17 protein-coding genes and 1 pseudogene are annotated in these 16,639 nt (G+C 60.6%); 12 read left to right on the top strand and 6 right to left on the bottom strand.

Annotated elements, in window-relative coordinates; translation table 11 throughout:
* From JCM21793_RS18670 to JCM21793_RS18695, 5 genes are all read left to right on the top strand, one after another.
* A partial coding sequence (locus JCM21793_RS18670) for an ATP-dependent helicase C-terminal domain-containing protein (RefSeq protein WP_025031335.1) occupies positions 1-938 on the top strand: 938 nt, incomplete at its 5' end.
* A gap of 38 nt (positions 939-976) precedes the next feature.
* Positions 977-2,311, top strand: coding sequence for an ActS/PrrB/RegB family redox-sensitive histidine kinase (locus JCM21793_RS18675; protein WP_025031336.1), 1,335 nt, complete (start codon positions 977-979; stop codon positions 2,309-2,311).
* A 112-nt stretch (positions 2,312-2,423) separates the two neighbouring features.
* Positions 2,424-2,930 (top strand): ActR/PrrA/RegA family redox response regulator transcription factor, encoded by a 507-nt coding sequence (locus JCM21793_RS18685; RefSeq protein ID WP_244439873.1) that lies wholly within the window; start codon positions 2,424-2,426, stop codon positions 2,928-2,930.
* 153 nt (positions 2,931-3,083) lie between these two features.
* Positions 3,084-3,731: a S24 family peptidase gene (locus JCM21793_RS18690; protein WP_007010528.1), complete on the top strand. Its 648-nt coding sequence runs from the start codon at positions 3,084-3,086 to the stop codon at positions 3,729-3,731.
* A complete protein-coding gene (locus JCM21793_RS18695) occupies positions 3,731-4,354 on the top strand; it encodes a thermonuclease family protein (RefSeq protein WP_244423538.1) in 624 nt (207 codons plus the stop codon). The genes JCM21793_RS18690 and JCM21793_RS18695 overlap by 1 nt, the downstream gene beginning before the upstream one ends.
* 226 nt (positions 4,355-4,580) lie before the next feature.
* Here JCM21793_RS18695 and JCM21793_RS18700 read toward each other — a convergent pair whose 3' ends face one another.
* Complete coding sequence (locus tag JCM21793_RS18700; protein WP_007007661.1) at positions 4,581-6,233, bottom strand: lysine--tRNA ligase; 1,653 nt, start codon at positions 6,231-6,233, stop codon at positions 4,581-4,583.
* 146 nt (positions 6,234-6,379) lie between these two features.
* Here JCM21793_RS18700 and JCM21793_RS18705 point away from each other — a divergent pair, with 146 nt between their 5' ends.
* Both JCM21793_RS18705 and JCM21793_RS18710 read left to right on the top strand, forming a co-directional pair.
* Entirely contained in the window at positions 6,380-6,793 is a 414-nt protein-coding gene (locus tag JCM21793_RS18705; protein WP_007007660.1) for a tellurite resistance TerB family protein, read from the top strand.
* 61 nt (positions 6,794-6,854) lie between these two features.
* Entirely contained in the window at positions 6,855-7,679 is an 825-nt protein-coding gene (locus JCM21793_RS18710) for a sterol desaturase family protein (RefSeq protein ID WP_025031338.1), read from the top strand.
* Here the strand turns inward: JCM21793_RS18710 and JCM21793_RS31655 are convergent.
* Complete coding sequence (locus tag JCM21793_RS31655) at positions 7,673-8,119, bottom strand: type 2 periplasmic-binding domain-containing protein (protein ID WP_244439869.1); 447 nt, start codon at positions 8,117-8,119, stop codon at positions 7,673-7,675. The two genes, JCM21793_RS18710 and JCM21793_RS31655, sit on opposite strands and share 7 nt — an antisense overlap.
* Entirely contained in the window at positions 8,095-8,514 is a 420-nt protein-coding gene (locus JCM21793_RS31660) for a transporter substrate-binding domain-containing protein (RefSeq protein WP_244439871.1), read from the bottom strand. The genes JCM21793_RS31655 and JCM21793_RS31660 overlap by 25 nt, the downstream gene beginning before the upstream one ends.
* Positions 8,515-8,679: 165 nt before the next feature.
* On the opposite strand from JCM21793_RS31660, the gene JCM21793_RS18720 reads away from it, so the two are divergent.
* Positions 8,680-9,570, top strand: coding sequence for a helix-turn-helix transcriptional regulator (locus JCM21793_RS18720; protein ID WP_025031339.1), 891 nt, complete (start codon positions 8,680-8,682; stop codon positions 9,568-9,570).
* 247 nt (positions 9,571-9,817) lie between these two features.
* A complete protein-coding gene (locus JCM21793_RS26970) occupies positions 9,818-11,755 on the top strand; it encodes a glycosyltransferase (RefSeq protein WP_025031340.1) in 1,938 nt (645 codons plus the stop codon).
* Here JCM21793_RS26970 and ppk2 read toward each other — a convergent pair.
* Positions 11,732-12,631, bottom strand: a complete 900-nt coding sequence (gene ppk2, locus JCM21793_RS18730) for a polyphosphate kinase 2 (RefSeq protein ID WP_025031341.1) — start codon at positions 12,629-12,631, stop codon at positions 11,732-11,734. The two genes, JCM21793_RS26970 and ppk2, sit on opposite strands and share 24 nt — an antisense overlap.
* Positions 12,632-12,792: 161 nt before the next feature.
* On the opposite strand from ppk2, the gene JCM21793_RS18735 reads away from it, so the two are divergent.
* Both JCM21793_RS18735 and phoU read left to right on the top strand, forming a co-directional pair.
* Complete coding sequence (locus JCM21793_RS18735; RefSeq protein WP_051556236.1) at positions 12,793-13,995, top strand: sensor histidine kinase; 1,203 nt, start codon at positions 12,793-12,795, stop codon at positions 13,993-13,995.
* 105 nt (positions 13,996-14,100) lie between these two features.
* Positions 14,101-14,817, top strand: a complete 717-nt coding sequence (gene phoU / locus JCM21793_RS18740; protein WP_007007654.1) for a phosphate signaling complex protein PhoU — start codon at positions 14,101-14,103, stop codon at positions 14,815-14,817.
* 67 nt (positions 14,818-14,884) lie between these two features.
* Here phoU and JCM21793_RS26975 read toward each other — a convergent pair.
* Positions 14,885-15,270, bottom strand: a pseudogene (locus JCM21793_RS26975) (RidA family protein).
* Between the two features lie 121 nt (positions 15,271-15,391).
* Between JCM21793_RS26975 and JCM21793_RS18750 the strand changes: the two are divergent.
* On the top strand, positions 15,392-16,303 hold the full coding sequence (locus JCM21793_RS18750) for a LysR family transcriptional regulator (RefSeq protein WP_025031343.1): 912 nt from the start codon (positions 15,392-15,394) through the stop codon (positions 16,301-16,303).
* A gap of 23 nt (positions 16,304-16,326) precedes the next feature.
* On the opposite strand, the gene JCM21793_RS26980 is transcribed toward JCM21793_RS18750, so the two are convergent.
* A partial coding sequence (locus JCM21793_RS26980; protein ID WP_370671660.1) for a GcrA family cell cycle regulator occupies positions 16,327-16,639 on the bottom strand: 313 nt, incomplete at its 5' end.

The raw sequence follows: 16,639 nt of genomic DNA on the forward strand, positions 1-16,639 counted from the left end.
ATGCCTGGCCCGACCGCGTTGCGAAGGCGCGGGGCGCGCATGGGCATTTCGTCATGGTGAATGGTCGTGGCGGCGTGCTGGCCCCGGAGGAGCGGCTTGCCGGCAGCGCCTTTCTGGTGGTCGCCGATCTTCAGGGGCGCGCGCAGAACGCGCGCATTGCCTCGGCGGCGGCGATTGACGAAGAAGAGATCGTGAGCGCGCTCGGACATCTGATCGAGGAAGCCACAGAGACGCGCTTCGACCGTGGCGCGGGCACGCTCAGGCAGAGGCGGGTGCGCCGGCTAGGCGCGCTGGTGCTTGCCGAGCAGGTTCTGCCGCCGCCATCGGGCGCTGACGCCGACCGTGCGGTGATCGACGCCGTGCGGGCAAACGGGCTGTCGCTCCTGCCCTGGGACAAGGAGGCGAAGGCGCTCAGGGGCAAGCTTGCCTGGCTCCATGCGGCAAAGGGCGATCCGTGGCCGGATATGTCGGACGAAGCGCTTCTCGAACGGCTCGACGACTGGTTTCTGCCATTTCTCACCGGCGAGGCGTCGCTTTCCAGACTGGCGCCGCACATTCTGCGCGAAGGGTTGACCGCGCTGGTGCCGCACGAATTTCAAAGGCGCATCGGCACGATGGCGCCCAGCCATTACGACGCGCCTTCGGGCAGCCATGTGCCCATTCGCTATGAGGCGGAGGGGCCGGTTCTGGCGATCCGAGTGCAGGAGCTTTTCGGCCTGACCGAACACCCGACGGTCGCCGATGGCATTCCGCTGAAGCTTGAGCTTCTGTCGCCGGCGCACCGGCCAATCCAGACCACGCGGGACCTGCCCGGCTTCTGGGCCGGATCTTGGGCAGATGTGCGCGCAGACATGCGTGGCCGCTACCCGAAGCATGTCTGGCCTGAAGATCCGGCGAACGCAGCCGCGACACATCGCGCCAAACCGCGCAAAAAATAGTTCTTGGAGTGCGGGCGGACTTCCCTCATAACCCCGCAATGCTTGAGGATATCAGGGCACACGATCCGAACCACGGCCTGCGGCTCAACACGCTGATCAAGCTGCGCTGGCTGGCGATCATCGGTCAGAGCGCGGCGGTGATCGTCGTCGCTTTCGGGCTCGATTTTCCGTTGCCTGTGGGCCTGTGTTTCGCGCTGATCGCCGCCTCCGCATGGCTCAATGTGCATCTGGCCATCCGCTATTCGGCGGCGCACCGCCTCGCGCCGCTTGCCGCTCTCGGCATTCTCACATTCGATGCGTTTCAGCTTGCCGGCCTGCTCTACATGACGGGTGGCCTCACCAACCCGTTCTCGCTCTTGATGACGGTGCCCGTGGTTATCTCGGCCACATCGCTGCCGCTGCGCTGGACCGCGCTTCTGGGCTTTCTGGTGGTGGCGCTGACAACAGCGCTCGCCGTGTTCCACCGCCCGCTTCCCTGGTTCCCGGGCACGGAACTGGTGATGCCGCTGATCTACATCATCGGCGTGTGGATCGCCGTGGTGTCGAGCATCGCGTTTACCGGGGTCTACGCCTACCGGGTGGCGAAGGAGGCGCGGCTTCTGGCCAACGCTCTCGCCGCCACCGAACTGGTGCTGCAGCGCGAGCAGCACATCTCGGCGCTTGATGGTCTCGCGGCCGCCGCCGCGCACGAGCTTGGAACGCCGCTCGCCACCATCGCACTGGTGGCGCGTGAGATGGAGCGCGCGCTCGGCAAGGACGAGCGCTTCAGCGAGGATGTGACGCTGCTGCGAACGCAGAGCGAGCGCTGCCGGGAAATCCTGCGCCAGCTGACCAGCTTGTCATCGGAGGGCGAGGCGCATATGGCGCGTCAGCCCTTCACGTCGCTGATCGAGGAAACGGCAGCACCACACCGTGATTTCGGCATCGATATCCGCCTGGAGCCGGGCACGACAGAGGGTCCGGAGCCGGTGGGGAGACGCAACCCGGGCGTGATCTACGGGCTCGGAAATCTGGTCGAGAACGCGGTCGACTTCGCCAAAGAGAGCGTGACGATCCGCTGGCACTGGGATGCGGATACGGTCGGGCTCCTGGTTGTCGATGACGGAAACGGCTTTCCGGCCGAGATCCTTGATCGGATCGGGGAGCCCTATATGTCGAAGCGCTCTTCCGGTGGCAGCAGTGGCGGCGGGCTTGGGCTGGGGCTTTTTATTGCCAAGACGCTGCTTGAGCGTTCCGGCGCTCAGATCCGCTTCGGCAATCTCGCCGAGAAGGGCAAGGGCGCCTATGCAGAGGTCATCTGGCAGCGCTCGATTTTCGTGGTGCCTGACGACAATCTGGAATCAGGCGAAAAGAGTCCTAAATTGGAAAGCTGACAGATTTAGGTTAGAAAGATTCTAGGAAGAGTAACGTGCTGAACGTGCTGGATATGACAAGCAACACCGAGGAAGACCCGGCAGCAGCCTGGGTGAAGACCGCTCCCTTCTCATCGTTGACGATGACAAGCCGTTTCTGACGCGTCTGGCGCGGGCGATGGAAAGCCGTGGCTTCACGGTGGAAACGGCCGAGAGCGTGGAAGAAGCCGTGGCGCGGGCCAGGGCGACCCCGCCGGCTTTTGCCGTGGTTGATATGCGCCTTGCCGACGGCAACGGCCTCGACGTGGTGGCCACGATCCGCGAAAAGCGCAAGGATTCCCGTACGATTATTCTGACCGGCTACGGCAACATCGCCACCGCGGTGACCGCGGTGAAGCTCGGCGCGGTCGATTACCTGGCAAAGCCCGCCGATGCCGACGACATCTACGCGGCACTCACCCGGCAGTCCGGGGAGAAGGTTGCACCCCCGGAAAATCCCATGTCCGCCGACCGCGTGCGCTGGGAGCATATCCAGCGGGTCTACGAGATGTGCGACCGCAACGTTTCGGAAACGGCGCGCCGGCTGAACATGCATCGACGCACCCTGCAGCGCATCCTTGCCAAGCGCGCGCCCCGCTGATCACCACAGCGAGGCTCACGGCGCGCATCGGCTCAATCGGCGGATTGAAGCGACCGGCGGCAAGTATCGGTTTATGGACAAGCTCCATAACCAGCGGTAAAACAGGAAGACAGGTATTTTTTCCTGTTTCGAGATTCCGGAAGGATGAGTCGCGTGCTCTCGCACGACAAGGTTTGGGCAGCCATAGACGCACTGGCTGTGCGTCACTCGCTTTCCGCCTCCGGTCTGGCCCGGAAGGCAGGCTTGGATTCGACTGCCTTCAACAAATCCAAACGGCTTTCGGCGGATGGCCGCCCGCGCTGGCCCTCGACAGAATCCCTTTCAAAGATCATGGATGCAACCGGCACCACGCTCTGGGAGTTTGTGGCGCTCCTGCAGAATGACGGCAAGCCGGCTGAACCCTATGAGCAGCCTTCATCCAGCGTTCCGCTGATCGGTTTTGCCCAGGCAGGCGCCGGCGGGTTCTTTGACGATGCGGGTTTTCCGCTCGGAGAAGGATGGGAGCACGTCGACCTGCCTGGACCGGCACATGAAGGAGCCTATGCGCTGCAGGTTCAGGGCGAATCCATGATGCCGCTCTACCGTGACGGCGACACGCTGATCGTGGACCCTACCGCGCGCCTGCGGCGCGGAGACCGTGTGGTGGTCAAGACGGCGGGTGGCGAAGTCATGGCAAAGGTTCTTCTGCGGCAGACGAGCCGGCAGGTGGAGCTGCTTTCCCTCAATCCCGAACATCCCAATCGTTTGCTGGAAAAAACGCAGATGGAGTGGATGGCGCGCATCATCTGGGCGAGCCAGTGATGGCGGGGCGATATCGTTGTCGGTCCCTGTTTCTGGCCTGTGCAGCGATCCTCGCATCGTCCGGCTTCAGCCCCATGGAGGCACAGGAGAGGCGGCAACCCCGCGTCATCGCACCGGAACTCGTCGCGCCGCCACCCATTGACGCCACGGGATTGAAACGTGCCGATCCGCGCACGCCGCTCAGCGAGCTTGGGGCACCAGCGCCCGAACCCAAGCCCCAGGACACGCTCTACTACCGGCCGATGGCAATTGCCGCCGGAATGTTCGAATCCGAAGGCCGCACCATAACCGTTGACGGTATCCGCATCATTGCGCCTGATCAGGTCTGCGATGCTAGTGACGGCGGCGTGTGGCCCTGCGGCAAGCGCGCGCGCACCGCATTTCGTTACTGGCTGCGCGGGCGCGCCGTGGAGTGTCACGTTGAAGGAGCAGGTGAGGACGCCGCTGCGGAGGAAGAAAGCGACAGGCCGATGCGCTGTTCGCTTGCGGGCTATGACGTCGGCACGTGGCTGGTGGAGAATGGCTGGGCGCTTGCCGAGACTGGAGGTCCCTACGCCGAAAAGTCCCGGGCGGCCCGCAATGCCGGCAAAGGCATATTCAGTGGCGGGCCGTCCGGTTCGTAGAGCATTTTGCAGTCACGTAGAATCACCTGACGTCAGCACAAATTCAGGAAGTCAGACAGATAGAACGGAGCAGCGTTTCCGTGAAACGGTGAACCGCTCCAGAGCATTTTGCAGTCAGGTGGAATCACCTGACGTCAGCACAAATGCGGAAAGACAGACAGTTAGAGTGGAGCATCGTTTCCGTGCAACGGTGCTCCGCTCTAACGAAAGCCTGAGTTCTTTTGCCTCAGAGTTCGCCGTTCAGCGCGGCGGTGATTAAGCCGCGCGTTTCGGCGATGCCGTAAAGCGCCGCGAACGAGCCGAAGCGGGGGCCGCGTTCCTGGCCCAGAAGCACCTGATAGAGCATCTGGAAGAAGGCGACCGAGACACCCGGCCCGCCATTCGGGCTCTTGCGCTTGTGGTCCTGGTAACGCTCGATGCCGCGCGCCACATCCAGAATGGCGTTCTGGATGGCTTCGCCATCGGCATCCGCCGGCAGCGCTCCAAGAGCCTCATTGATGCCGGCAAGTGCTTCGCGCTCGATCTCGTCGGGCGCGCGGAACGCCTTTGACGGCTTCACGAAATCCTCGAAGTAACGCAGCGCATAGCCGGTGAGGCGGTCGAGCTCCGGATGCGTCTGCGGCGTGACGCCGGGCGCATAGCGCGAGATGAAGCCCCACAGAACATCTGTGTTCTGCGCGTTGGAGGCGCTCACCAGATTGAGCAGCAGCGCAAACGGCACCGGCAGTTCGATTGCCGGCGGTGTGCCGTCATGGATGTGCCAGACCGGGTTGCCCAGACGGTTCTTCCAGTCCTGGCGATCATAGGCCGAAAGGAAGGTGTAATACTCGTCCACCGCGCGCGGGATCACGTCGAAATAGAGCTTCTTGGCCGCCTTCGGCTTCTGGAACATGTAGAGCGAGAGGCTCTCGGTCGGGGCATAGGCGAGCCACTCGTCGATGGTCAGGCCATTGCCCTTGGACTTGGAGATCTTCTGGCCGTTCTCATCCAGGAACAGTTCGTAGTTGAACCCTTCCGGCGGCTCCTTGCCGAGTGCTGCGCAGATCTGCGCCGCCAGCTTGACGCTGTCGATCAGGTCCTTGCCGGACATTTCATAGTCGACGCCAAGGGCCGCCCAGCGCATGGCCCAGTCGGGCTTCCACTGCAGCTTGCAGTGTCCGCCGGTCACGGGCGTCTCGAACAATTCGCCGCTCTCGGGATCGCGCCAGACGATGCTGCCGGCATCCACCTTGCGCTCTTCCAGCGGAACCTGCATCACAACACCGGTCTTTGGGTGGATGGGCAGGAAGGGCGAATAGGTCTGTGCGCGCTCCTCGCGCAGCGACGGCAGCATGATGTCCATCACCGCGTCATAGCGCTCGAGCATGGTCAGCAGCATCTCGTCGAAGCGGCCGGCGGCATAGTATTCGGTCGAGGAAGCGAACTCATAGTCGAAGCCGAACCGGTCGAGGAACGCCCGAAGCCGTGCATTGTTGGCCGCCCCGAAGGACGGGTACTCGTTGGAGAACGGGTCCGGCACTTTCGTCAGCGGCTTGCCCAGATGCGTGCGCAGCATCTCCTTGTTGGGCACATTGTCCGGCACCTTGCGCAGGCCGTCCATATCGTCGGAGAAGCACAGGATCTTCGTCTTGATCCTGTCCTCGGTGAGCACGCGGAAGGCATGGCGCACCATGGAGGTGCGGGCCACCTCGCCGAACGTGCCGATATGCGGCAGGCCCGAGGGGCCGTAGCCCGTCTCGAAGAGCACGGTGTCGGGGAAACCGCCTTCGTAGCGTTTGACGATCTTGCGCGCCTCTTCGAAGGGCCAGGCCTTGCTCTCGGCTGCGGCTTCCATCACATCGGGCGTCAATTCAAGCGCGTCTCGGCTTGCCGTCGTCATGTCGCTTTCCAGAATTATGTTTCGATCAAGGGCCAAGCCTGTAAGGCGGCTCAGCCGGTGCGTCAATCGAAGCGACGATTTTTCATTGCGGCATGACGCCCGGCTACCTACTTTCGGGCTCCAGTATTATACCAGCGGAGAACGTAATGGCTGAGCCGACCGCCCACGAAGCCCTGATCTACCTGATGGTCGTCATGTCGGCCGCCGACCGGGATATGACCGACGCGGAGCTCGCCATTATCGGCGACACGATCCGTTCCTGGCCGGTGTTTCGCGAGTTCGACGACAACCGCATCATCGAAGTGGCGCGTCAGTGCCAGCAGATCCTCCAGGAAGACAGCGGGCTTGAACGCATCCTGAATGCCGTGCGCGACACCGTGCCGGCGAAATTGCACGACACGGCCTATGCGCTGGCAGTCGAGGTCGCTGCAGCCGACATGCATGTGGAGCCGGAAGAAAAACGCATGCTGCACATCGTGCGCAGCCGGCTGCATCTGGAACCGCTCGTGGCTGCCGCAATCGAGCGGACGGTTCAGGCCCGTAAGCGTACTCTTGCCTGACCGGTTGTTCGGTCAAGCGCATGTGACTGGCGTTTGAACGGGGTAGCGGAATAATGACGGCATGACCTCGTTTCTGCTCTCCGAAGCGGCTATCCGTCTCTTCGCATTCATCGGCATATTTGTGGCCATGGCGCTCTACGAGCTCTGGTCGCCGCGCCTGGAACGACCGGAAATGACCGGCGCACTGAAATCGCGCCGGTGGTTCGCCAACCTTTCCATGGTTCTCATTTCATCGGTGATGCTCAGGGTGGTCTTTCCGGCCGCTGCCGTGGGGGCCGCCCTTTGGGCGAAAGCATCGGATTGGGGCTTTTTCAATGCGCTGCGCATCGATCCGCTTCTTGCGGGGCTGATCTCGTTTGTCGTGCTCGATTTCGCGGTCTGGCTCGAACATGTGGCAAGCCACAAAATCCCGCTTCTCTGGCGCATCCACCGCATGCACCACGCCGACAACGGCTTCGACGTGACGACGGGGCTGCGGTTCCATCCGTTCGAAATCCTCCTCTCGATGGTCTGGAAGGCGGCAGTCGTCGTCGCTCTGGGCGCACCTGTTCTGTCCGTGCTCCTGTTCGAGATCGTCCTCAACGGAACGTCCATGTTCAACCATTCGAATGTGAAAATTCCGCTTGGCCTTGATCGCGTGCTTCGGTTTTTTGTGGTCACCCCGGACATGCATCGCGTTCATCATTCCACCATCAGGCGGGAGACGGATTCCAACTACGGTTTCAATTTTCCATTCTGGGACCGTCTGTTCGGCACCTATATTGCCCAACCGAAACTCGGGCATGAAGATATGAATATCGGGCTGTCCGCCTACCGCGGGTCATTCACGGCGCGGCTTTTATGGATGCTTGCCCTGCCGTTTCGCACATTGCGGCGGGATCAGTAGAAATCGACCGGAAAATAGCGCAGATAAATGTCGGTGAAGCGGCCACTGACGTCGATGCTCTGAAGAGCGAAATCGATGGCCTCGGCGAGCTGCGGCATGTCATTGGGCACTGCGATTGCCAGTCCCTGCCCCAGATACTCCGGCGCGAGATAGGGGCCGCCGGAAAAGGCGCAGCAATCGTCGGAGGCCTGGCCGGCGAGCCAGAAGCTCAGCTTCACGCCGTCGCCGAAGATGCCGTCGAGCCTGCCGGATTTCAAATCTTCATAGAGCCAGTCACGCCTACTGTAGACGACGCTCTGGGCATTCGGAAAGAGGTCGCGCAACAGCACCTCATGCGCGGACGCACCAATGACGCCGATGCGTTTGCCGGCAGTGGAATCGTGAAGCGGTTCCGATAGTGTCGCCTGCCTGCGCGTTACGAGGCGTGCGGGAAAACGCATATAGGGCGTGAAAACAGATAACGCTCCCGGTTCTCGGCGGTGATCGCCAGGCCCGCGATGATTGCCTCGCCCTGCTTGCTTTCGATGGCTGTGTCGAGTTCGTCCCAGGGTAGCGCCTGCACCTGGCACCGCTCCATCATGTCGAGTTCGTCGCAGATCTGCCGGGCCAGGTCGATATGAACGCCACTCAGCCGGTTGTCGGCGTCCAGATAGCTGAATGGAAAGAAATCGACGGTGGTCAGGAAGCGTAGCCTCGGCAGTGCGGAAAGGTCCGGTTTCGTTTGCCGCTGCTTGGGCTCGGAAAAGCCGGGAGGAGCCGGTTGCTGCGCGATGGCGAGATGCGCAGGCAGCAAGAAGAAAAGAGCGGTCACTATGTGAAAAGAGCGGAAATTCATGGCTAGTTCCATATAGCCGGCAAATAAATATTAATTTTCTTTTGAACAGGGTTTTGCAGGTTATTTAATATCATTGTTATCATCTTTTGCCCGATGGATGTATAGTGACGGATAAGCGCGTAGATTTTGCGTGGCGGCATAGAATGTCGGCGGGGATGAATACATATGTTCGATTTTGGAAAGACGCGGGCCGTTATTCAGCAGATTCAAAAGGCCCGAAGCCCTTTGGCGATCTGTAATACACTGGTCTCGTTCGCCGGGAATTACGGTCTTCATGCCGTCTGCGCAGGCACACTTCCCGCAAAAGGCAGTACACCGGGCGATCAGGTCGGGCATCTGGTTCTCAGTAGTTGGCCGGCGGAGTGGATCGACCGATATGTTTCGTGCAACTACATCTTTCATGACCCCATCGTAAACCATGCCCGCCAGAGCGGAAGTGCCATTCTGTGGCGCGATATTCTGAAAGCGCAAAAGGGCTCCTGTAAAACCTCAAAGTTGCTGAGCGAAGCACGGGAGTTCAGGCTCGTGGACGGAATAGCCATGTCGTTCACAACGCTTGAGGGACTCCAGATCGTCATGTCGTTCGCCGGCGAGCAGGTCGAACTCTCCCCAAGCGACCTTGATGTTGTGTCGTTTGTCTCTTCATACGCGATTGGCCATGCGCTGAGCCTGCGCGGGGATGACAGGTTTGATCAACTTGAAGCTCTTGAAAAGGAGTGTTTGCAACTCTCCGCGCGCGGGGGCTCTGTACCGGAAATCGCCGAGAGACTTGCTTTGTCGGAAAAGGAGGTGAGCGTCCATCTGGAACAGGCGAAGCGGAAACTCGGTCCTGGTCACACACTTTATCGGCAGGGTGGGGAACCGCGCCTTACACCGCGGGAGAAGGAATGCCTGCAATGGGCGGCATTGGGAAAATCAGAATGGGAGGTTTCGCAGATTCTCGGCATATCCGAGCATACGGCAGAGAAACATCTCCTCAATGCAAAGACAAAGCTGGGAGCGTCAAATCGCGTTCACGCTGTTGCTGAAGCCATTCGATGCGGTGTCTTTGAGTGAAGCGGTACCTCAAGAAGAGGGTAGTTTCAGTCTTGATTCGCATGGAAGTTGCGAAAGGTGGGATAGTGTGATGCTATAGTTGAAATATTGCGGGGGATGGGGAATCATGAAATTTAAATTCCAGTTTAGGCGCACGCTGTGGTTTTATGGGTTCTGGAATTTCTCAAAAATTTCTTCCAGAGAGTTTTCTTTTGTCAATAAAGCAGGATTGGGGTTTCGGTTGTTAAATTAACTGGGATGATCGACCATGGATCATCTCGTTGGGAAGTGGGAATCGGGAAGCAATCCCGACAAGCTAAATGAATCCGACGGATTGCCGGTTGCCGTTTGTCCTTCGCCGATGGGAGACTGGCTGCCGATCCTGAGATCCCTGTCGATTGACGAAGAGGAGGCCCGCCGCGTGGATGCGCGGGCAAGGCTCGCAGGGGTCTGTTTCCAGACGGAGCTTCTGTCTTCCGGCCTGGTGTCGGAACGGGCACTGTTTCTTGCTCTTGCAAAGCATATGGGACTCGCCTTTGCTGCCCGCCCGGATCCAGACGCCTTGGTCATGCGTGAGCGGCAGGGGCTGGCAGCGCTTGCACGGCGCGGCGGTGCGCGGGTAAGCCTGATCGTCGATGAGCGTGGCCAGTCGATCGTCCTGATCGCGCCAGACAGGCTGAACATCCCCGCTTTGCGCGCGTTCGTAGCGCGATACCCGCGGGCCTCGACACGCATACGCGTGGTGCAGCCGACAGTTCTGCGTGACGCGATCTCCGTCCGCTCGCAGAAGGCGCTCATGCGCATTGCCACGGAGAAGCTGTTCACAATCGCACCCGAGATGTCGGCGCGCATTGTCGCCAATGCCTGGCAGGGGGCGGTGCTGGGCGCGGTAACCGTGTCGCTTGCCTTTGCCGCGCTATTTGCGCCTTCGGCGACCCTGCTCGCACTGCATGTGCTGTTTTCGCTGGCATTCCTCGCCTGCGTTTTGCTCAGAGTCATGGTCCGGTTGGGCGGGCGGGTCTCGGCGGAGCCGCGGATGACGACGGTCCGGCCTGCAGAGATGCCTGTCTACTCGGTGTTGATCGCACTCTACAAGGAGGCGGAGATTGTGCCGGATCTCCTCGTCGCGCTTGGCAGGATCGTCTGGCCCCGCGCCAAACTGGAGATCAAACTTGTCTGCGAGCAGGATGACGAGGAAACGCTCGCCGCCCTCAGAGCTCAGGAGTTACGCCCCTACATCGAGGTGATTGAGGTGCCGCCGGGTGTGCCGCGCACAAAGCCGAAGGCACTGTCCTATGCACTTCCAATGACGTCGGGCGCGTTCGTCGCGCTCTACGATGCTGAAGACAGGCCGCACCCGTTTCAACTGGTCGAGGCCTGGCATGCATTTCGCGGAGCGGATGAGCGCCTGGCCTGTGTGCAGGCCCCCTTGACCATCTCCAATCGGCGGGAGAGCTGGATTTCGGCGATGTTTGCGCTGGAATATGCCGCGCTCTTTCGTGCGGTTCTGCCCTGGCTTGCGCGACGCGGCCTCCTGTTGCCTCTGGGCGGCACGTCCAATCATTTTCGCCGGTCTGCGCTCGAGATGGTGGGAGGCTGGGACCCCTATAATGTGACCGAAGATGCTGATCTGGGCGCGCGACTGCATCGCTATGGGTACCGGGCGGACGTGATCTTTAATCCAACACAGGAAGATGCCCCAACCGACATTCGCACCTGGGTGCCGCAGCGCACGCGCTGGTTCAAGGGATGGGTGCAGACCTGGCTGGTTCACATGCGGGATCCGGCCGCGACCGCCCGTGAAATCGGGCTTCTGTCCTTCATCGTCATGCAGGTCCTGTTTGCGGGCATGGTCTTTTCAGCGCTCGCCTACAGTGTCTTCTGGGCGACCGCGCTGGGAATCGGCATCCATTGGTATCTAGGCGGTGAGTTTCGACCGACCGAGAGCATTCTGCTTCTGGTTGATGTTTTGAATGTCGTGCTCGGGCACGTCGCCTTTCTGCTGTTGGGCTGGTCCGCACTCCACAAGACCGAGAAGCCCGGCTTCTGGAAATGCATCCTCTGGATGCCGGCTTACTGGTGCCTCATGTCCATTGCCGCCTGGCGCTGCGTCTGGCAGCTTTACTGGAACCCCCATCACTGGGAGAAGACGCCGCACAGACGCCGCAACCGGGTGCGCGTCTCACTTCAAAAAACCGGGACCTGAGCCGATGACCAGCTGATCCTCCTGGCCGATGGCCCCGAGATCGCGACCGTCATAGGAAATCGACAGGAGCATGCGCCGAATAACGGCGAGCCTTGCCCGCCGCTTGTCGTTGGCGCGCACCACGGTCCACGGTGCATGGGCGCTGTGTGTCCGCTCGAGCATGAGGTCGCGGAAGTGGGTATAGTCGTCCCACTTCTTGATGCCGGCCACGTCCATTGGCGAGAACTTCCAGTATTTAAGCCGGCTGTGCCGGCGGTCGTGAAACCGCCCGAGCTGCGTTTCCTGACCGATGTTCAGCCAGAACTTGAAGAAATGAATCCCGTCATTGACGATCGCGCGTTCGAAATCGGGTGTTTCATCCAGAAACTGCTCGTGCTGGGCGGGTGTACAGAAGCCCATCACGGGTTCCACGCCGCCCCGATTGTACCAGGAGCGGTCGAAGGTGACCAACTCCCCGCTGGTCGGAAAATGCGCGACATAGCGTTGAAAATACCATTGGCCGCGCTCGGTCTCGCTTGGTTTTGGCAGGGCAACATTTCGCGCATTGCGTGGATTGAGATAGGCGCGGATACGCGAGATCGTACCGCCTTTGCCAGCGGCATCGCGGCCCTCGAAGAGCGCCATGACGCGGGCGCCGCTTGCCTGCATCCAGGACTGAAGCTTGACGAGCTCAACCTGCAGCGCCTCCAGCTGCTCCTCGTAATCGTCCTTGTCGAGCTTTTCCTCGTAGGGATAGCCGCCCGCAGTCAGTTCCCTGTCCTTGATCCAGTCGGGCAGATCCGGGTCATCAATATCGAACACCCGCTTCTTGCCTGATAGTGTCAGCTTGAAGGGCTCGATCTTTTCAAGTGCGGGGTTATCCAGAGGCTTATTCATAAAATCGATCCTGAACCGTGGGAGTGTCCATGCTATTTGCAGCTTGATACAAGGTCCAGCGGCGAAGAAGAAGCGGCAACAGGTCTTCATGAAACGAGCTCGATGAAGGGCTCTCTGGCAACCGCGGCGATGAAGGTGGTTGGTGGGAGTTGGTTGGCGGTATGAGTGATGAAGAGCGGCAGACGCCGCGAAGACGGATGCTGCGGCACATTGCAAAGAGCGTTGCGCCCCTGAAGCAGGCGCTTCAGACTTTGGCGAACCGGAAAAATACCACCGAGCCGAGCGAGCGTCCCCGTGTCGTTCGGGGCGATATCGACTCTCTGCCGGCAGTCTATCTGGCGGCGGCCGTGCTTGATCCGCTTTATATTTTCGATGGCGCCGGAAGCATTCTTTATTCCAACGAGGCTGCGGACCTTGCTTTTGGGCCGATGACCAAGAGCGTCTCGCTACGTCTGAAATTCCGCGCTCCCGAAATGCATGAGCTGGTCAGCCGTGTCATTTCAGGCGCGGAGGAATCGACGGCGATCAACTATTCAGAGCGTGTCCCGGTGGAGCGGGCCTACCGTGTGGTGGCGAGCCGCATCGGAAACGATACCGGTCTCTACGTGCTGATGTTCAAGGATCAGAGCGAGGCGCGCCGGATCGATCGGATGCGGGCGGATTTCATCGCCAATGCGAGCCATGAGCTGCGCACGCCGCTTGCTTCCGTCGCGGGCTTCATCGAGACGCTGCGCGGCCCCGCGCGTGACGATGCAAAGGCGCGGGAGAACTTTCTGCAGATCATGCAGAACCAGACGCAGCGCATGGCGCGCCTGATCGATGATCTGCTTTCGCTTTCGCGGCTGGAGATGAAGCCCTATCAGAAGCCGAACGCCCAGCTTGATGTGGTGGCGCTGGTCAGGGGAGTGATTGAATCCATGCGCCATATCGCCAGTGAAAACGGGGTCGAAATCGTTTCGGAACTTGGCGATGCGCCGCTGCTTGTCGCAGGGCACTCCGATGAACTGGTTCAGGTGTTCGAAAATCTGCTCGAAAATGCCTGCAAATACGGCAGTTCGGGCGAACGGATCCTGGTCTCGGCGGAGCAGGCGAGCCCCATGGACGAGGTGCGGGTCAGGGTGCAGGATTTCGGTCCCGGCATTCCCGAAGAACATATTCCTCGCATCACGGAGCGCTTTTACAGGGTCGACGTCGAGACCAGCCGCACGCAGAAGGGCACAGGTCTTGGATTGTCCATTGTCAAGCACATACTGACACGGCACGATGCGCGATTGTCGGTCAAATCGGCATCGGGCAAGGGGGCAACGTTTGTGGTTCACTTCCCGCCTGTCCCGCCATCTGGCACCGGCGCCGAACGCGCCTGAAACCAGGCCCAGCCCCAACACTCAGACTTTCATTTTCCCGCCATCACAATAACTTAGAAAGTGCGGGACATTGCGACGCCGGATCGGCCGAGGAGGAATGAAACCATGCAAAACCAGCACACCATGCGGTCCTTCGACGATGAGTTGAATTATCTGTCGGATCAGATCGCGGCGATGGGGGGATATGCTGAGCGCATGGTCGCGGAGGCCGTTGCAGCACTTGTGCAATCGGATTCCGGGCTTGCCCGCAAGGTGGTGGAAGACGATGCCTTTCTTGACGCCAAGGAACGCGAGATCGGCGAACGGGCCGTCATCATCATCGGCAAGCGCCAGCCGGTGGCCGATGACCTTCGGGAAATCGTCGGCGCGATCCGCATCTCCTCGGACCTGGAGCGCATCGGCGACCTCGGCAAGAACATTGCCAAGCGTGTCGTTGCCGTCACCGAAGGCAAGCAGCCCGTCCGTCTCTTTCGCGGACTGGAAGCGCTGGCCGGTCTGGCGCTCACCCAGCTCAAGGAAGTGCTGGACGTCTATGCATCCCGTTCGGTGGAGCGGATCGGTTTCGTGCGCGACCGGGACGAGGAAATCGACGCGATGTACACGTCGCTGTTTCGTGAACTTCTGACCTATATGATGGAAGATCCGCGCAACATCACGGCCTGTACGCATCTACTGTTCTGCGCCAAAAATATCGAGCGCATCGGCGATCACGCGACCAACATTGCCGAGACGGTGCACCACATCGTAACCGGACGTCAGTTGCCGCTGGAGCGTCCGAAGGAAGACCAGAGCCACAGCGTGGTCGCGGAGCCGGACGCGTAGGCGCTTCTTTAAAACCCGGTGCTGTTGTGCTCCGGCGCGCGCTCCAAGCGCAGGCCGGAGCGTTGCGTCATGCATTGGCGACAGCAATCGCCTCAATCTCGATCATCGCCTGGGGCGTGTAGAGCGCCTTGACCTCGACAATGCTGTCTGCGGGGTAGGGCGCGGAGAAGAACTCCCGGCGCAGGGTGACGACATCGTCGAATTTCTGCATGTCGGTCACGAAGATGGTCACCTTGGCGATGTCGCTTAGCCTCAGCCACCGCTCTTGAGCGCCCGCTCCAGGTTTTTGAAAGCGCGCCGGCCCTGCGTGAGAAAGTCGCCTTCGACGATCTTGCCGTCATCGCCGTAACCGGCCTGTCCCGAGACAAAGACGAGATTGCCCGTCTGAATCCCCTGAGAGAGCAGGTAGGGGGCATAGGGATCGGGTTCGGTGACAATTTGCTTGAGTTGCATAGCTGTTCTCCATTCAGGTTATGCAGCAGATATGAACCTCCCATTGACTTGTGACAAAAGGCGATATCTCATCATATAAATGAGTTCTATTCATCTATAGAGGAGGCATGTCTTGACCTGGATGCCGTTGCCGGCGCTGCGCACTTTTGTGGAAGTGGCACGGCTTGCGAGTTTCAAGAAAGCAGCCGATTCACTCAATGTGACGCCAACGGCGGTCAGCCATCAGATCAGAAAGCTGGAAGAGCAACTGGGTATTGCCCTCTTCGAACGCCATGTCCGGCGCATATCACTGACCCGGGAGGGCGCGCGTCTTTATCCGGTGCTGGATGAGGCCTTCGGGCGCATTGGCGAGGCGCTGGAAACGGTGCGGCGCGATGCCTCGCAGAGCTCTCTTGTTGTCGCGGCCACCATGGCCGTCTCGACCTTCTGGATTGGACCGCAGGTGCGTGCGTTTCGCGCGGCGTTTCCGGAACTGGGCTGTCGTATCCTCGCCTCCGATGATGTGGTCGACCTGTCGGGCGGAGATGCCGATCTTGCCGTTCGATTCCAGCGAGATAGTGATCCGAACCTCGAAAGCTTCGATCTTGCACCCGGTCGGTTTGCGCCTGTAGCGGCTCCGTCGCTTGATCCGCAGTCGCTGCAGGAAACGCCTCTTCTGGCGTTTGAATGGGCTTCACCGCACCCTGAAGTACCCGATTGGGAGCGCTGGTGGCGGTCGGCTGGTCTCGGGCGCCTAAACTCCGGTCGCATCGTGTGGTTTTCGGACGAGGCGCACGCCGTGCAGGCGGCGATGGGCGGCCAGGGCGCCCTCCTTGCAAACCTCAGCCTGCTCGGGCGGGAGCTCGCCACAGGCGTTCTGCAGCGGCTGGATGGCCCGGTCATCTCTTACGGACAATTCCGCCTTGTGCGCCCGCGCGGGAGGAAAAGTTCGGTGCAGGAGGCCGTGTGGCAATGGTGGTGCTCCACTTTCGGGAAGAGCCTGATCGCTTCGGGCAAAGAAAAACCCGGCTGCGACGATGCGTCAGCCGGGTAGTCCAGAGGAGAGTTTTAGCTGTATCAGCGGCTCCTGCGCCGCTCCGATGCCGGCTGGTAGGCAAGGCGGGAGTGATAGGTGCAGTAAGGGCCGTTTTCACCGGCTTCATTGCCGCAGAAGCTAAAATCTTCCGAGAGAGGATCGCCATTCGGCCACTTGCAGGTGGTTTCCGTGAGCTGCACAAGTTCAAGCTTGCGCGAGATGGGAACCACCACGTCCGCGGTCGGGCGAAGATAGGTCCGCGCCACCGGTTCTTCATCGAACTGTGCCTGAAGGGCCGTCGCGCGACACTGACCGTGGTCGGCCGGGTGTTGCGCGGGCGGCGCGTCGTGGTCG

This window comes from Nitratireductor aquibiodomus NL21 = JCM 21793 (assembly GCF_000615975.1).
In the GTDB taxonomy this organism is placed as follows: Bacteria; Pseudomonadota; Alphaproteobacteria; order Rhizobiales; family Rhizobiaceae; genus Nitratireductor; species Nitratireductor aquibiodomus.

What these genes read in the sequence shown, in the direction of transcription:
- JCM21793_RS18750 (WP_025031343.1), top strand. Translation starts at nt 15,392, where the DNA reads ATGCCGTTGCCGGCGCTGCGCACTTTTGTGGAAGTGGCACGGCTTGCG.
- JCM21793_RS18695 (WP_244423538.1), top strand. Translation starts at nt 3,731, where the DNA reads ATGGCGGGGCGATATCGTTGTCGGTCCCTGTTTCTGGCCTGTGCAGCG.
- JCM21793_RS18675 (WP_025031336.1), top strand. Translation starts at nt 977, where the DNA reads ATGCTTGAGGATATCAGGGCACACGATCCGAACCACGGCCTGCGGCTC.
- JCM21793_RS18735 (WP_051556236.1), top strand. Translation starts at nt 12,793, where the DNA reads ATGAGTGATGAAGAGCGGCAGACGCCGCGAAGACGGATGCTGCGGCAC.
- JCM21793_RS18720 (WP_025031339.1), top strand. Translation starts at nt 8,680, where the DNA reads ATGTTCGATTTTGGAAAGACGCGGGCCGTTATTCAGCAGATTCAAAAG.
- JCM21793_RS18705 (WP_007007660.1), top strand. Translation starts at nt 6,380, where the DNA reads ATGGCTGAGCCGACCGCCCACGAAGCCCTGATCTACCTGATGGTCGTC.
- JCM21793_RS18710 (WP_025031338.1), top strand. Translation starts at nt 6,855, where the DNA reads ATGACCTCGTTTCTGCTCTCCGAAGCGGCTATCCGTCTCTTCGCATTC.
- JCM21793_RS18700 (WP_007007661.1), bottom strand. Translation starts at nt 6,233, where the DNA reads ATGACGACGGCAAGCCGAGACGCGCTTGAATTGACGCCCGATGTGATG.
- JCM21793_RS31660 (WP_244439871.1), bottom strand. Translation starts at nt 8,514, where the DNA reads ATGAATTTCCGCTCTTTTCACATAGTGACCGCTCTTTTCTTCTTGCTG.
- phoU (WP_007007654.1), top strand. Translation starts at nt 14,101, where the DNA reads ATGCAAAACCAGCACACCATGCGGTCCTTCGACGATGAGTTGAATTAT.
- JCM21793_RS26970 (WP_025031340.1), top strand. Translation starts at nt 9,818, where the DNA reads ATGGATCATCTCGTTGGGAAGTGGGAATCGGGAAGCAATCCCGACAAG.
- ppk2 (WP_025031341.1), bottom strand. Translation starts at nt 12,631, where the DNA reads ATGAATAAGCCTCTGGATAACCCCGCACTTGAAAAGATCGAGCCCTTC.
- JCM21793_RS31655 (WP_244439869.1), bottom strand. Translation starts at nt 8,119, where the DNA reads ATGCGTTTTCCCGCACGCCTCGTAACGCGCAGGCAGGCGACACTATCG.